The organism is Streptomyces sp. NBC_01551 (assembly GCF_026339935.1).
GTDB lineage: Bacteria > Actinomycetota > Actinomycetes > Streptomycetales > Streptomycetaceae > Streptomyces.
Genome location: NZ_JAPEPX010000001.1, coordinates 3,662,612 through 3,678,686 on the forward strand (window position 1 = coordinate 3,662,612; position 16,075 = coordinate 3,678,686).

A 16,075-nucleotide genomic window follows, 5' to 3' on the forward strand; every position below is an offset into this window, starting at 1 on the left:
TGGGGGGCGCCGCTCGATAGCAAGGTGCTGGAGGATCCGTGGACCTGTCCCTGTCGACTCGCACTGTCGGCGACCGTACGGTCGTGGAGGTCGGTGGCGAGATTGATGTGTATACCGCGCCCAAGCTGCGCGAGCAGTTGGTCGAGTTGGTGAACGACGGCAGCTACCACCTGGTTGTCGACATGGAGCGAGTGGACTTCCTCGACTCCACCGGCCTCGGTGTGCTCGTGGGAGGCCTCAAGCGCGTCCGCGCGCACGAGGGCTCACTGCGTCTGGTGTGCAACCAGGAGCGCATCCTGAAGATCTTCCGCATCACCGGTCTGACCAAGGTCTTCCCGATCCACACCACGGTGGAAGACGCCGTCAACGCCACCGACTGACGGCTCCTGTCCGTAGGAGCAGGGGCACCGGACCGTCGGTCGGTCCGTGCCCCTGTCAAGGCACGCCCGTAGTCCGAGGGGGACGCGCATGGCCACCGTTGAACTGCGCTTCAGCGCCCAGCCCGAACACGTCCGGACGGCCCGCCTGGTCGCGGCCGCCGTGGCGCGCCGGGCCGGCGTCGAGGAGGCCCTGCTCGACGAGGTCCGCCTCGCCGTGGGCGAGGCCTGCTCGCGTGCCGTCGGACTGCATCGCGTCAACGGACTGCTCGCGCCCGTCCGGGTGGTGCTGACCGAGGAGGAGAAGACCTTCTCCATCGAGGTCGCAGACGAGGTGCCCGGCCCGGCGGATGCCGTGCCGGGTATCGCCGCCGCCCTGGACCCGGACAACGACGGCGAGGACGAGATGGGCCTCGCGGTCATCAGCGGGCTCGTCGACGACGTCGAAGTGACCACCGGAGCGTCGGGTGGGACCATCAGGATGAGCTGGCCCGTGTCCGGCGCGACCGACCTCGACTAGCCCCTCCACGCCCGCGGGGCGAGAGCGGGAGGCGGGCACTTCGGCGTGCCCGCGCGTCTGGGCGTGCCCGCGCGTCTGGGCGTGCCCGCGCGTCTGGGCGTGCCCGCGCGTCTGGGCGTGCCCGCGCGTCTCGGCATGCCCGCGCCCGTTCCCGACGCGCACTCGTCTGAACTTCTTTTGATCTTATTCAAGGCCCTGTCGACTACCGTCGAGCAGGGCCTTTTCTCGTGCTCCCGCGCGCCCCTTCCCGGGAATTGATCAAGCGTCAATGCTTTTGCCCCATTACCACTTTCGAGGGTAATGGAGTGACGGGATCTATTGGTGAGGAGCAAGAGCAGGCCAATTCCGTTTCCCGCGTACTGTTTTGATCAGGGCGCGCTCCCTACAATCCGTCCACATCTTGAGCTCATCACGTCAAGGAGGACGAATGACGGGGCTCTTCACCCCCAACGCGCCGATCGGCACTTCCGATCTGGCAGCCGCTGTACTCACCGATGACAATCGGCTCATCGTGATCGTCATTGCGGCGGTCGCACTCGCCGCGCTCGTCGTCGCGCAGATCCTGGTCCGCCAGGTGCTCGCCGCCGACGAGGGAACCGATGCGATGAAGAAGATCGCCGCGGCCGTCCAGGAAGGCGCCAACGCCTACCTCGGTCGGCAGCTGCGCACCCTCGGCATCTTCGCCGTCGTGGTGTTCTTCCTGCTCTTCCTGCTCCCCGCCGACGACTGGACGCAGCGGGCCGGCCGGTCCGCCTTCTTCCTCGTCGGCGCCCTCTTCTCCGCCGCCACCGGCTACATCGGCATGCGGCTGGCGGTCCGCGCCAACGTCCGCGTCGCCGCCGCGGCGCGCGAGGCCACCCCCGCCGAGGGCGAACCCGCCAAGGACCTGACCGACGTGTCGCACAAGGCGATGAAGATCGCCTTCCGCACGGGCGGCGTGGTCGGCATGTTCACCGTCGGCCTCGGCCTGCTCGGCGCCTCCTGCGTCGTCCTGGTCTACGCCGCCGACGCCCCGAAGGTGCTGGAGGGCTTCGGCCTCGGCGCCGCGCTGATCGCGATGTTCATGCGTGTCGGCGGCGGCATCTTCACCAAGGCCGCCGACGTCGGCGCCGACCTGGTCGGCAAGGTCGAGCAGGGCATTCCGGAGGACGATCCGCGCAATGCCGCGACCATCGCCGACAATGTGGGCGACAACGTCGGCGACTGCGCCGGAATGGCGGCCGACCTCTTCGAGTCGTACGCCGTCACGCTCGTGGCCGCGCTCATCCTCGGCAAGGCCGCCTTCGGCGACCTCGGTCTCGCGTTCCCGCTGATCGTCCCCGCGATCGGCGTCATCACCGCCATGATCGGCATCTTCGCGGTCTCCCCGCGCCGCTCCGACCGCAGCGGAATGACCGCGATCAACCGCGGCTTCTTCATCTCCGCCGTGATCTCCCTGGCGCTGGTCGCGATCGCCGTCTACGCCTACCTGCCGGCCACCTACAAGGAGCTCGTCGGCGTCGAGGACGCCGCGATCGCCAACCACTCCGGTGACCCGCGCGTCCTGGCCGTCGTCGCCGTCGCCATCGGCATCGTGCTCGCCGCCCTGATCCAGCAGCTGACCGGCTACTTCACCGAGACCAACCGCCGTCCCGTCCGGGACATCGGCAAGTCCTCCCTGACCGGCGCGGCCACCGTCGTCCTCGCCGGCATCTCGGTCGGCCTGGAGTCCGCCGTCTACACCGCGCTGCTCATCGGCCTCGGCGTCTACGGAGCGTTCCTGCTCGGCGGCACCTCGATCATGCTGGCGCTGTTCGCGGTGGCCCTGGCCGGCACCGGCCTGCTCACCACCGTCGGCGTCATCGTCGCCATGGACACCTTCGGCCCCGTCTCCGACAACGCCCAGGGCATCGCCGAGATGTCCGGCGACGTCGAGGGCGCCGGAGCGCAGGTCCTGACCGACCTGGACGCGGTCGGCAACACCACCAAGGCCATCACCAAGGGCATCGCGATCGCCACCGCCGTGCTCGCCGCGGCCGCGCTCTTCGGCTCGTACAACGACGCCATCGCGAACGCGGTCAAGGAAGTCGGTGCCAAGGCGGGCGAGATGAACCTCAGCCTGGACATCGCCCAGCCCAACAACCTGGTCGGCCTGATCCTGGGCGCGGCGGTCGTGTTCCTGTTCTCCGGCCTCGCCATCAACGCCGTCTCCCGCTCCGCGGGCGCCGTCGTCTACGAGGTGCGCCGCCAGTTCCGCGAGCACCCCGGGATCATGGACTACACCGAGAAGCCCGAGTACGGGCGCGTCGTGGACATCTGCACCAAGGACGCGCTGCGCGAGCTCGCCACGCCCGGTCTGCTCGCCGTGCTCACCCCGATCGCCGTCGGCTTCTCGCTCGGCGTCGGCGCGCTCGGCTCGTTCCTCGCGGGCGCCATCGGCACCGGCACCCTGATGGCGGTCTTCCTCGCCAACTCCGGCGGCGCGTGGGACAACGCGAAGAAGCTCGTCGAGGACGGCCACCACGGCGGCAAGGGCAGCGAGGCCCACGCCGCGACCGTCATCGGCGACACCGTCGGCGACCCGTTCAAGGACACCGCGGGCCCCGCGATCAACCCGCTGCTCAAGGTCATGAACCTGGTGGCGCTGCTGATCGCCCCGGCCGTCGTGCAGTTCAGCTACGGCGCGGACGCCAGCGCGACCGTACGGGCGATCGTCGCCGTCATCGCCATCGCCGTCATCGTCGGCGCGGTCTACGTCTCCAAGCGCCGCGGCATCGCGGTCGGGGACGACGCCGAGGGCGAGGGCGCCACGGCGGAGCGGGTGGCGGGACCGGCCGACCCGGCGGTGGTTTCCTGACCGTAGGGCCACCGGCTCGAAGGTACGACCGAACGGCGGACAGGCGGCGCGGACTGACGCGCCGTCTGTCCGCCTTTCCGCATGGCCCGATCGAGGGCGTGTATCTTCCGGCCGAGAGCCTTCGAAGGGACCAACCCGGTGAACAAGAAGATTGCGGCCGCAGTGTCCGGCGGCGCGGTGCTGATGCTCGTCCTGTCCGGGTGCGGCGGGGACGACAACGACAAGAAGGCCGATGCCTGGGCCAAGAAGGTCTGCGACGCCTGGCAGCCCGAGCTGAAGAAGATCGAGGCAGCAAACGCGGACATCAAGCGCGTGTCCTCGGAGAGCAACAAGCCCGAGGAGGTCCAGAAGACGGACTCCGAGGCCTTCCAGACCATGTCCGACTCGTACAAGGCGATGGGCGCCGCGCTGACGGGGGCGGGGGTGCCGCCGGCCAAGGAGGGCCAGGCGACCCAGGACGCCGCCGTGAAGGGCTTCGAGGAGACGTCCAAGGGCTACGCGGAGCTGAAGGTCAAGGTCGACGCCCTCGACGTCAAGGACCAGAACAAGTTCGCCGAGGGGCTCAAGGAGGTGGCCAACGGCCTCGCCGAGGCCACCAAGGGCGGCGAGCAGGCGCTCGACAAGCTCAAGGCGGGCGGCCTCGACAAGGTGATGAACAGCCAGAAGGGCTGCCAGGTCACCGTGGTGGCCTCGCCGCAGTAGCCGACGGCCGCGGCGGCACGCCGCCGACCGGAGCGGGCGGTACGTCGACCAGGGTGGCCGGGGTCCCCAGCGGACTCTGCGCCGCCCTGACGCGTACCCGGGGCCCGAGGGGCGTCCCGTACGCGGCGGCGGGCGCGGCGTGGAGGGCGCACCGATTCCCCGGGCCAGCGGACACAATGGACGGGTGAGTACCACCAGCCTCCCCTCGCCCGAACACGCCCGCGAACTCCGCGGAGCCCTGCTCGCCGCCGGCTTCACCGCCGACGGGCTGCTCGACCTGCTCGGCGCCCCCGCCTACGCCGCCCTGGCCCGCAGCGAGACGGTCCCCGCCCTGCGCGCCACGCGCGGCGGCGGAGACGGCCCGCTCGCGACGCTGGTCCGGCTCTTCCTGCTCCAGCAGCCCGCCGCGTACGCGCACGCCGAGGGCGCCCTGCCCGTGGAGGCCGCGCTCGCCGACGGCTGGCTGCGGCGCGAGGGCGACGTGGTGCACGCCACCGTGGACGTACGCCCGTACGGCGGCCCCGACGGCGAGGACTGGTTCATCGTCTCGGACCTCGGCTGCGCCGTCGGCGGGGCCGGCGGGATCGGGCGCCGCGAGGAGGGGGTGGTCCTCGGCGTCGGCGGCGCCTCCACCACCCTGGCCGGGATCACCGTCCGCGTGCCGGTCGCCACCGCGCTGGACCTCGGCACCGGATCCGGCATCCAGGCCCTGCACGCCGCCCAGCACGCCACCCGGGTCACCGCCACCGACGTCAACCCCAGGGCCCTGGAATTCACCCGTCTGACGCTGGCGCTGTCCGGGGCGCCCGAGGCCGAGCTGCTCGCCGGGTCGCTCTTCGAGCCCGTCGGCGACGCGACGTACGACCTCATCGTGTCCAACCCGCCCTTCGTGATCTCGCCCGGCGCCCGGCTGACGTACCGGGACGGCGGCATGGGCGGCGACGACCTGTGCCGGACCCTGGTCCAGGAGGCCGGCGCGCACCTCAACCCCGGCGGGTACGCACAGTTCCTCGGCAACTGGCAGCACGTGGAGGGCGAGGACTGGCACGACCGGGTCCGCTCCTGGGTGCCGCGCGGCTGTGACGCGTGGATCGTGCAGCGTGACGTGCAGGACGTGACGCAGTACGCGGAACTGTGGCTGCGCGACGCGGGCGACCACCGGGCCGACCCGGCCGAGTACGAGCGGCACTACGAGGACTGGCTGGACGAGTTCGAGGCCCGCGGGACCAAGGCGGTCGGATTCGGCTGGATCACGCTGCGCCGCACCGACGCGCCCGAGCCCTCGATCGTCGTCGAGGAGTGGCCGCACTCGGTGGAGCAGCCGCTCGGCGACGCGGTGCTGGCCCACTTCGCCCGGCAGGACTACCTGCGCGCCCACGACGACGCCGCCCTGCTGGCCGGCCACTTCATGCTGGCCGCCGAGGTGATCCAGGAGCAGGTCGGCGCGCCCGGCGCGGAGGACCCGGAGCACGTGGTGCTCCGGCAGAACCGCGGCATGCGGCGCGCGACCAAGGTCGACACGGTCGGGGCGGGATTCGCCGGAGTGTGCGACGGCTCACTCAGCGCGGGCCGGATCCTGGACGCGATCGCGCAGCTGATGCAGGAGGATCCGGTGGTCCTGCGCGACCGGACCCCGGAGGCGATCCGGATGCTGGTGGAGCAGGGTTTCCTGGAGCCCGTGACCGGACCGGCGGGCCGGTCCGCCCCGTGATGTAACCCACGGTTCACCCCCCGTTACCCGGAGGCTGTCAGGCTCTTCGGCAGGCGGGATCCGGGGGGATCCCGGGAGTGGCTCAGGGGCAAGGGGAGCAGCGTGGAAACCGGTCCGGCGATGTTCGCGGCGGCCGTGTTCCTGCTGTTCGGAGCCGCTCTGCTGGCCTGGACGGGGGCGCGCGTCCTGCACCGCGCGCCGGTCGCCGAAGGCGTGCGCCCCGTCGTGGCCGTCCCGCTGGCCGTACTGGCCGGCGGGACCGCCCTGGCCCTCGGGGTCTGGTGCCTCACACGGCTGTGACGCGGCCGTACCCGTCGGCGTGAACACGGAGGTCATCCGGGACCTCGGGGGCCCTTCCGGAGCGGGGCCAGACGGCCCTTTGTGCACTCGGCCCGGTGATCGGGACGGGCCCGGCACGGTATCCGGGCGGCAGAAATGGCACTTGTCGGGTTACCGTTCGAGTGGCCGTTGCGGGCTTGTGCCGTTTGACACGGGGGCGGGTTGTACCGTCACACTCCGCAGCGTCGCCGTACTGCGACCGAGTGCCGACCGGAGAGAAGAGCCAAGTTGTCCCCGACTAGCGAGACCGCAAAGGGCGGCCGCCGACTCGTCATCGTCGAGTCCCCTGCCAAGGCGAAGACGATCAAGGGCTACCTCGGCCCGGGATACGTCGTCGAGGCGAGCGTCGGGCACATTCGCGACCTCCCGAACGGCGCCGCCGAGGTCCCCGACAAGTACACCGGCGAGGTCCGACGCCTCGGTGTGGACGTCGAACACGACTTCCAGCCGATCTACGTCGTCAACGCCGACAAGAAGGCCCAGGTCAGGAAGCTCAAGGAGCTGCTGGCCGAGTCCGACGAACTCTTCCTCGCCACCGATGAGGACCGCGAGGGCGAAGCCATCGCGTGGCACCTGCAGGAAGTCCTCAAGCCCAAGGTCCCCGTCCACCGGATGGTCTTCCACGAGATCACCAAGGACGCGATCCGCGACGCCGTCGCCAACCCGCGCGAGCTGAACCAGCGCATGGTCGACGCCCAGGAGACCCGCCGCATCCTCGACCGCCTCTACGGCTACGAGGTCTCGCCGGTCCTGTGGAAGAAGGTCATGCCGCGCCTGTCGGCCGGCCGAGTCCAGTCGGTCGCCACCCGCCTCGTCGTCGAGCGGGAGCGCGAGCGCATCGCCTTCCGCAGCGCCGAGTACTGGGACCTGACCGCAACCTTCTCCACCGGGCGGGCCGGCGACGCCTCCGACCCGTCCACGCTGGTCGCCCGCCTGAACACGGTGGACGGCAAGCGCGTCGCGCAGGGCCGCGACTTCGGCTCGAACGGGCAGCTCAAGAGCGAGGTGCTGCACCTCGACGAGGCGAACGCCCGGGCGCTGGCCGCCGCGCTGGCCGACACCTCGTTCGCCGTCCGCTCGGTCGAGTCCAAGCCGTACCGCCGCTCCCCGTACGCCCCGTTCCGCACGACGACGCTCCAGCAGGAGGCCTCGCGCAAGCTGGGCTTCGGCGCGAAGGCGACGATGCAGGTGGCGCAGAAGCTGTACGAGAACGGCTTCATCACCTATATGCGTACGGACTCCACCACGCTCTCCGACACCGCGGTGTCGGCGGCACGGGCGCAGGTCACCCAGCTCTACGGGGCCGACTACCTGCCGGAGAAGCCGCGCGTCTACGCCGGCAAGGTCAAGAACGCGCAGGAGGCGCACGAGGCGATTCGCCCTTCGGGTGATCGTTTCCGCACCCCGGCCGAGACCGGCCTGACCGGCGACCAGTTCCGCCTGTACGAGCTGATCTGGAAGCGGACCGTCGCCTCCCAGATGAAGGACGCGGTCGGCAACTCGGTCACGGTCAAGATCGGCGGCCGGGCGTCCGACGGCCGGGACGCCGAGTTCAGTGCCTCCGGCAAGACGATCACCTTCCACGGCTTCATGAAGGCCTACGTCGAGGGCGCGGACGACCCGAACGCCGAGCTCGACGACCGCGAGAAGCGGCTGCCGCAGGTCGCCGAGGGCGACGCGCTGTCGGCCGAGGAGATCACGGCCGACGGCCACTCGACCAAGCCGCCGGCCCGGTACACCGAGGCCTCGCTGGTCAAGGAGCTCGAAGAGCGCGAGATCGGCCGCCCGTCGACGTACGCGTCGATCATCGGCACGATCCTGGACCGCGGGTACGTCTTCAAGAAGGGCACGGCGCTCGTGCCGTCCTTCCTGTCGTTCGCCGTGGTCAACCTGCTGGAGACGCACTTCGGCCGGCTCGTCGACTACGACTTCACCGCGAAGATGGAGGACGACCTCGACCGCATCGCGCGGGGCGAGGCCCAGTCCGTGCCGTGGCTGAAGCGGTTCTACTTCGGCTCCGAGGACGCGTCGGAGGTCGTACCGGCCGACGGCGACCACCTCGGCGGCCTGAAGGAGCTGGTCACGGACCTGGGCGCGATCGACGCCCGGGAGATCTCCTCCTTCCCGGTCGGCGACGGCGTCGTGCTGCGCGTCGGCCGCTACGGGCCGTACGTGGAGCGCGGCGAGAAGGACGCGGAGGGCCACCAGCGGGCCGACGTCCCGGACGACCTGGCGCCGGACGAGCTGACGGTCGCGTACGCGGAGGAGCTGTTCGCCAAGCCGAGCGGCGAGTTCGAGCTGGGCAAGGACCCGGTGAGCGGGAACGAAATCGTCGCGAAGGACGGTCGTTACGGCCCGTACGTGACGGAGATCCTCCCCGAGGGCACCCCGAAGACGGGCAAGAACGCGGTCAAGCCGCGGACGGCCTCGCTCTTCAAGTCCATGACCCTGGACACGGTCACCCTCGACGAGGCGCTGAAGCTGATGTCGCTGCCGCGCGTCGTCGGCGCGGACGCGGAGGGCGTGGAGATCACGGCCCAGAACGGCCGCTACGGCCCGTACCTGAAGAAGGGCACGGACTCGCGGTCGCTGGAGACCGAGGACCAGCTCTTCTCGATCACGCTGGACGAGGCCCTCGCGATCTACGCGCAGCCCAAGCAGCGGGGCCGTGCCGCGGCCAAGCCGCCGCTGAAGGAACTGGGCACCGACCCGGTCAGCGAGAAGCCGGTCGTCGTCAAGGACGGCCGCTTCGGGCCGTACGTGACGGACGGCGAGACGAACGCGACGCTGCGGCGGGACGACGACGTCGAGACCATCACGCCGGAGCGGGGCTACGAACTGCTCGCGGAGAAGCGCGCGAAGGGCCCGGCGAAGAAGACGGCCAAGAAGGCGCCCGCGAAGAAGGCCCCGGCCAAGAAGGCGACGGCGACGAAGGCCGCCGCGGCCAAGAAGACGACGACCGCGAAGAAGACGGCCGCCAAGAAGACGGCGACGAAGACGGCGACCAAGACCGCGGCGAAGAAGACGGCCGCCGCCACCCCGGCTTCGGACGAGTAGGCAACTGCCGCGACGCCGGCGGGGCTCCATCAGCCCCGCCGGCGTTCGAGGCGCGGGCGTTCGGGGGCGGAGCCCGCCGTAACGGCGCCGCACCCGAATCCCCCGGCAGGCGCGATGGGGCCGGGGTCACATCCGGGGTTGTCCACAGGCCCCCGCACCTGCCAAGCACAGCGGATAGGCTGGGCGGATGACGCGAGCCGAGCAGCCAACGGTCGTGACCGCCCCCGAGAACCCCACCTACGACGAAGCCCTAGCCGCGGACTCCCGCGAGCGAGCGGTGCGCGCCTTGCTGCGCACACCCAGGCTCCGTCGACTGTGGAGCGCCCAGCTGGTGAGCGGCATCGGTGATGCCCTCGCCCTGCTGGTCCTGGTGCTGCTCGCACTCCAGGCGGCCGTCTCCGAGGGCGCCTTCGGCGACGGGTACCGCGGCTGGGCGTTCGCCGTCGCGGCCGTCTTCGGGGTGCGCGTCCTGGCCACCCTCACCTTCGGCGCGGTCCTGCTCGGGCCCTTCTCCAAACTCCTCTCCCCGAAGGAGTCCGGCGGCCGGCTCGACCGCCGCTGGACGATGGTCGGCGCCGACGGGGTCCGCATCGCGCTGTTCGTGGTCGCCCCGCTCTGGCTCGACTGGATCCCGGCCCACGCGCTGACCGCGCTCCTGGCCACCGTGTTCGTCGCCGGCGCGGCCGAGCGGGTCTGGACCCTGGCCAAGGAGAGCGCGGCGCCCGCGCTGCTGCCCGCGCCGCCGCCGGAGGGGGCGACCGTGCGGCCGCTCCCGGACCACCTGGACGCGCTGCGTCGCCTGAACCTGCGTACCGCCTTCGCGGCGCTGCCCGCCGCGGCCGCCGCGCTGCTCGTCGCGACCCTGGTCGGCGAGGCCCTCGGCCTCGGCGTGGACTGGTTCGCGCTGAACCAGGCCGCCCTGGGCTCGTACGTGGCCGCCGGGTTGTTCGCCGCGTCCGTCTCGCTGCTGCTGCCGCTGGTGCTGCCCGGCGCGAAGACCCCGCGCCCGCGCTCCCCGCTGGAGGGGCTGCGCGCCCCCAAGGCGGGCGACCGGCCCGAGAAGGGGCGTACGGGAGCCATCCCGCTCCTCGTCCTGGCCTGCGCGGCGGTCGCCGGAGCCGTGGCGTCCGCCGCCGCCGTCGCCGTGCTGCACGCCTTCGACCTGGGCGGCGGCCCCGCCACCTTCGCCCTGCTGGTGCTGGCCCTGATCGGCGGCACCGGCCTCGGCATCCGCGCCACCCAGGCCGGGAAGGTGCTGCCCGCGCTGTCCCGGCGCCGGCTGCTGGCCCTCGCCATCGGGGTGTCCGGGCTGGCGCTGCTGCTGACCGGGCTGGTCCCGGACACCGCGACCGTGCTGTTCCTGTCGCTGCTCGCCGGCACCGCGGCCGGCGTCGCCGCCAACACCGGGCACACCCTGCTGGACCAGGAGACCGAGGAGTTCCGCCGGGCCCGGGTCACCGAGCACCTCCAGGCGGCCGTCCGCGTGGCCGTCGGCGTGGGCGCCGTCCTCGCCCCCGTCCTGGCCGCCGCGATCGGACCGCACCGGCTCGGCGGCGACGAGGTCGTCTTCGAGCACGGCGGCGCGGCGTTCACGCTGATGCTGGTCGGCGCCCTGCTGCTGCCGGTCGCCGTGGTCGTCCTGATCAAGGCCGACGACCGCGGTGGCGTACCCCTGCGGCGCGATCTGCGCGAGGCGCTGCGCGGCGGGGAGCCGGTGCAGGCCGCCTCCGACGCCGGGTTCTTCATCGCCCTGGAGGGCGGCGACGGGGCCGGCAAGTCCACCCAGGTCCAGGCGCTCGCCGAGTGGATACGGGGCAAGGGCCACGAGGTCGTCGTGACGCGCGAGCCGGGGGCGACCCCGGTCGGCAAGCGGCTCCGCTCGATCCTGCTCGACGTGTCCTCGGCCGGGCTGTCGAACCGCGCCGAGGCGCTGCTGTACGCCGCCGACCGGGCCGAGCACGTGGACACGGTCGTCCGGCCGGCCCTGGAGCGCGGCGCGGTCGTCATCTCCGACCGGTACATCGACTCCTCGGTGGCCTACCAGGGCGCCGGGCGCGATCTGTCCCCGACCGAGATCGCCCGTATCTCGCGCTGGGCCACCGGCGGGCTCGTACCGAACCTGACGGTGCTGCTGGACGTGTCGCCGGAGGCGGCGCGGGAGCGGTTCACCGAGGCGCCGGACCGGCTGGAGTCGGAGCCGGCGGAGTTCCACCAGCGGGTGCGGGCCGGATTCCTGACGCTGGCCGCCGCCGACCCCGGGCGCTACCTGGTGGTCGACGCGGGCCAGGACCCCGAGTCGGTGTCCACGGTCGTACGGCACCGCCTGGACCGGATGCTTCCGCTCTCGGAGGCCGAGGTGGCCGCGCAGATCGAGGCCCGCCGTCTCGCCGAGGAAGCGGCGAAGCGCAAGGCCGAGGAAGAGGCGGCCCGCAAGGCGGAGGAGGAGCGCCTGCGCGCCGAGGAGGAAGCGCGCCTGGCCCGTGAGGCCGAGGAGGCCCGGATCAAGGCCGAGGCCGAGGCCGCCCGCAAGGCGGAGGAGGAGCGGCTGCGCGCCGAGGAGGAGGCCAGGGCGCTGGCCGAGGCCGAGCGGCTGCGCGCGGAGGCCGAGGAGAAGGCCCGCGCGGCGGAGGCCGAGCGGCTGCGGAAGCAGGCCGAGGAGGAGGCCCGGCTGCGCGCGGAGGCCGAGGAGCGTCGGCTGGAGAAGCAGCGGCGGGCCGAGGAGGCGCTGGTGCGGGCCGAGGAGGCGCGCCGGCTGGCGGAGGCCTCGGCGGCCGCGGCTGCGGCGAAGGCCGCCGCCGATGCGGCTGCCGCCGCCGCTGCCCAGGCCGCGGCGCCTGCCCCGGCTCCGGCTGCCGAGCCCGCTGCGGCTCCCGCCCCGGCCCCCAAGGTCGAGATGCGCAAGGACCCGCTTCCGGACGACTCCGTGACCGTCGAGACCCGGACGGTCAAGCGGGTCGTGCGGCCGGACGACGAGACCCAGACCGTCCCGGTTCCGAAGGTGGATCCGGCGTCCTTCGAGGAGACCGCGGTGCTGCCGCCGGTCCGCCCGGCGGACGAGACGGCGGTGCTGCCGCCCGTACGCCCGGCCGACGAGACCGCCGTGCTCCCGCCCGTACGCCCGGCCGGCGGGGACGAGCCCGCCGCTCCCGAGGCCCGTGCGGCGTCGCAGCCGCCCGCCGCCCCGGCCGGACGGCGGCCCTCCGCCACGCGGCCGACCAGCCGGCGCCCGGAGGAGAACCCGGCCGACCGGGTGCCGCCGGGCATCTTCCGGGACTCCGGCGACGACGTGACCCGCGAGCTCCCGGTCGTCTCCGAGGAGGGCCGCCCGCGCCGGGCCCGACCGGCGTGGGCCGAGGAGACCCCGATGGACGATCTCCCGACCCTGGCGGACGAGCTGCTCGGCCCGCTGCGGGGCGACGAGGACGGCGAAGGCCGGTCCCGCCGCCGCTGACGGGGATTGTCAGTGGCGGGCGCCACACTGTGAGCAGGCGAACGGACAGCGAAAGGCGGTGGGCGGGATGCCCGTATGGGACGACCTGGTAGGTCAGGAGCGGGTGCAGACGCAGCTGGCCGCCGCCGCCCGCGACGCCGACGCCCTGGTCACGGCCATCACGAACGGGACGGCTCCGCCCGCCGCGTCCAAGATGACGCACGCCTGGCTGTTCACCGGACCGCCCGGCTCCGGGCGGTCCACCGCCGCCCGCGCCTTCGCGGCCGCGCTCCAGTGCACCAGCCCCGACCGCGCCCTCGGCGGTGAACCGGGCTGCGGGTTCTGCGACGGCTGCCACACCACCCTGATCGGCACGCACGCCGATGTGGAGATCGTCCGCACCGACCTGCTGTCCATCGGCGTGAAGGAGACCCGCGACCTGGTGCGCCGGGCCCAGCTGTCGCCGGCCGTCGGGCGCTGGCAGGTCATCGTCCTGGAGGACGCCGACAGGCTCACCGAGGGCGCCGGCAACGTGCTGCTCAAGGCCGTGGAGGAACCCGCTCCGCGGACGGTGTGGCTGCTGTGCGCGCCTTCGCTGGAGGACGTGCTGCCCACCATCCGCTCCCGCTGCCGGCACCTGACCCTGCGCACCCCGCCCGTCTCCGCCGTCGCCGATGTGCTGGTCCGGCGCGACGGCATCGCGCCCGCCGTCGCCGAGGCGGCCGCCCGCGCGACCCAGGGCCACATCGGCCGGGCGCGCCGGCTCGCCACCGACGAGGCGGCGCGGGCCCGCCGGGCCGCCGTGCTGAAGCTCCCGCTCCGGGTCGACGACGTGGGCGGCTGCCTCAAGGCCGCGCAGGAGCTGATCGACGCCGCCGCGGAGGACGCCAAGCAGGTCGCCGAGGAGGTCGACACCAAGGAGACCGAGGAGCTGCGGGCCGCCCTCGGCGCCGCCGCCGGCACCGGCGGGCGGATGCCGCGCGGCACGGCGGGCGTGATGAAGGAGCTGGAGGACCGGCAGAAGCGCCGCCGGACCAGGACCCAGCGCGACACCCTCGACCTGGCGCTGACCGACCTGACCGGGTTCTACCGGGACGTACTGGCCCTCCAGCTCGGCTCGGCCGTGGCCATCGCCAATGAGGAGATACGGCCGGACCTCGACCGGATCGCCCGCGCGTCGGGCCCGGAGCGCACGCTGCGGCGCATCGAGGCGATCATCGCGTGCCGGAACGCCCTCGACCGGAACGTGGCCCCGCTCCTCGCCGTCGAGGCCATGACCATGTCGCTCCGGGCGGGCTGACCGCCGGCAGTCGGCCCTGCCCGGCGGGTGTCCGGCACGTGCCAGGCGGGCGGTGCGCCGCGACGCCTGTTGACTCGTCCACCCGTACGAGTGATCCGGCGGTCCGGGGGCGGACAGTGCCCGGTCCGCGCGGGTCGGTGGCCACGCCCCGGCCGGCGGTCCACCGGCCGGGGCCGACGCCATCCGGCGGGCGGCGCGGGCAGGCCGTAGGCTCGCCGCATGGACACCAGTCGCCTGCTGCGTACCACCGGGACCGTGATCGCAGCCGCCGGGCTGCTGCTCTCCGGTTGCACCTCGGGCGGTGCGGGGACATCCCGGGCCGCCGAGTCGTCACCCGGCTCCACGCCTCCCGGCCCGGCCGCCACGCCCGGCGAGATCCCGGCCGCGCTGCGCCCGTACTACGACCAGAAGCTGAGCTGGCGCGACTGCGGTGTCCCCGGTTTCCAGTGCACCACCATGAAGGCCCCGCTGGACTACGCCAAGCCCGGCTCCGGCCAGGACACCGACATCGCGGTATCCCGCCGCCAGGCCACCGGCCCCGGCGAGCGGCTCGGCTCCCTCGTGGTCAACCCGGGCGGACCGGGGGGCTCCGGCATCGGGTACCTCCAGGCGTACGCGGGCATCGGCTATCCGACGTCCGTCCGCGCCCGCTACGACATGGTCTCCTTCGACCCGCGCGGGGTGGACCGCAGCAGCCCCGTCGAGTGCCTGACCGGGCCGGAGATGGACAAGTTCACGCAGGTGGACCAGACGCCGGACGACGAGGCGGAGCGGGCGCGGCTGGTCGAGGCGTTCAAGGAGTTCGCGGCGGGCTGCAAGGAGCACTCGCAGAAGATCCTGCCGCACGTCTCCACCGTCGACGCCGCCCGCGACATGGACATCCTGCGGTCGGCGCTGGGCGACAAGAAGCTGACATACGTCGGCGCCTCGTACGGCACCCTCCTCGGCGCGACGTACGCGGACCTCTTCCCGGGCCGCGTCGGCCGGCTGGTCCTCGACGGGGCGATGGACCCGTCCCGTCCGGCGCTCGAACTGAACCGGGACCAGACGGCGGGCTTCGAGACGGCCTTCGTCTCGTTCGCCAAGGACTGCGCCAAGCAGCCCGACTGCCCGCTCGGGCAGGGCGGTCCGGACGCGATGACGCAGCGCCTGAAGGAGTTCTTCCGCAAGGTCGACGCCCAGCCCGCGCCCACCGGCGAGCCGGGCCGCCCGCTGGGCGAGTCCCTCGCGACCACCGGGGCGATCGCGGCGCTGTACGACGAGAGCGCCTGGCCGCAGTTGCGCGAGGCCCTGACCGCGGCGATGAACGGCGACGGCTCCGGGCTGCTGGGCCTGGCCGACAGCTATTACGAGCGGGACGCGGACGGCAAGTACGCGAACCTGATGTTCGCGAACGCCGCCGTCAACTGCATCGACCAGCCCCCGGCCTTCAGCGGGCCGACGGCGGTCGACGCGGCCCTGCCGTCGTTCGAGAAGGCCTCCCCGGCGTTCGGCGCGGGGCTCGCCTGGGCCTCGCTGAACTGCGCGTACTGGCCGGTCAAGGCCACGGGCGAGGCGCGCCCGCTGGCGGCGAAGGGGGCCCCGCCGATCGTGGTGGTGGGCACCTTGCGGGACCCGGCGACCCCGTACAAGTGGGCGCAGGCGCTCGCGGGCCAGCTGGAGTCTGGCACCCTGCTCACGTATGACGGCGACGGGCACACGGCGTACGGGCGCGGCAGCGAATGCGTGGACAGCGCGATCAACCGCTACCTGCTGGAGGGCAAGCCCCCGGCGGACGGCAAGAAGTGCTGACGCCGCGCTTGT

10 protein-coding genes are annotated in these 16,075 nt (G+C 72.8%); all 10 read left to right on the forward strand.

The genetic code is table 11. From position 1 onward, the window contains the following. Positions 1–38 precede the first annotated feature (38 nt). Positions 39–380, forward strand: coding sequence for an anti-sigma factor antagonist BldG (bldG, locus tag OG982_RS16445; protein ID WP_008743037.1), 342 nt, complete (start codon positions 39–41; stop codon positions 378–380). 88 nt (positions 381–468) lie between these two features. Further along, positions 469–897 carry an ATP-binding protein gene (locus OG982_RS16450; protein ID WP_266786114.1) on the forward strand — a complete coding sequence of 143 codons (429 nt, stop codon included), beginning with the start codon at positions 469–471 and terminating at the stop codon, positions 895–897. A 427-nt stretch (positions 898–1,324) separates the two neighbouring features. After that, positions 1,325–3,733, forward strand: a complete 2,409-nt coding sequence (locus tag OG982_RS16455; protein ID WP_266786112.1) for a sodium-translocating pyrophosphatase — start codon at positions 1,325–1,327, stop codon at positions 3,731–3,733. A 138-nt stretch (positions 3,734–3,871) separates the two neighbouring features. Beyond that, positions 3,872–4,435, forward strand: a complete 564-nt coding sequence (locus tag OG982_RS16460; RefSeq protein ID WP_266786110.1) for a small secreted protein — start codon at positions 3,872–3,874, stop codon at positions 4,433–4,435. 184 nt (positions 4,436–4,619) lie between these two features. Further along, a complete protein-coding gene (locus OG982_RS16465) occupies positions 4,620–6,146 on the forward strand; it encodes a methyltransferase (protein ID WP_266786108.1) in 1,527 nt (508 codons plus the stop codon). Positions 6,147–6,248: 102 nt separating this feature from the next. Continuing rightward, a complete protein-coding gene (locus OG982_RS16470; protein WP_266786106.1) occupies positions 6,249–6,446 on the forward strand; it encodes a hypothetical protein in 198 nt (65 codons plus the stop codon). Positions 6,447–6,713: 267 nt separating this feature from the next. Continuing rightward, complete coding sequence (gene topA, locus OG982_RS16475) at positions 6,714–9,542, forward strand: type I DNA topoisomerase (RefSeq protein WP_266786104.1); 2,829 nt, start codon at positions 6,714–6,716, stop codon at positions 9,540–9,542. A gap of 187 nt (positions 9,543–9,729) precedes the next feature. After that, on the forward strand, positions 9,730–12,993 hold the full coding sequence (gene tmk, locus OG982_RS16480; RefSeq protein ID WP_266786102.1) for a dTMP kinase: 3,264 nt from the start codon (positions 9,730–9,732) through the stop codon (positions 12,991–12,993). 67 nt (positions 12,994–13,060) lie between these two features. After that, positions 13,061–14,272: a DNA polymerase III subunit delta' gene (locus OG982_RS16485; RefSeq protein ID WP_266786100.1), complete on the forward strand. Its 1,212-nt coding sequence runs from the start codon at positions 13,061–13,063 to the stop codon at positions 14,270–14,272. 219 nt (positions 14,273–14,491) lie between these two features. Next, on the forward strand, positions 14,492–16,063 hold the full coding sequence (locus OG982_RS16490) for an alpha/beta hydrolase (protein WP_266948788.1): 1,572 nt from the start codon (positions 14,492–14,494) through the stop codon (positions 16,061–16,063). The last annotated feature ends 12 nt before the right edge of the window (positions 16,064–16,075 follow it).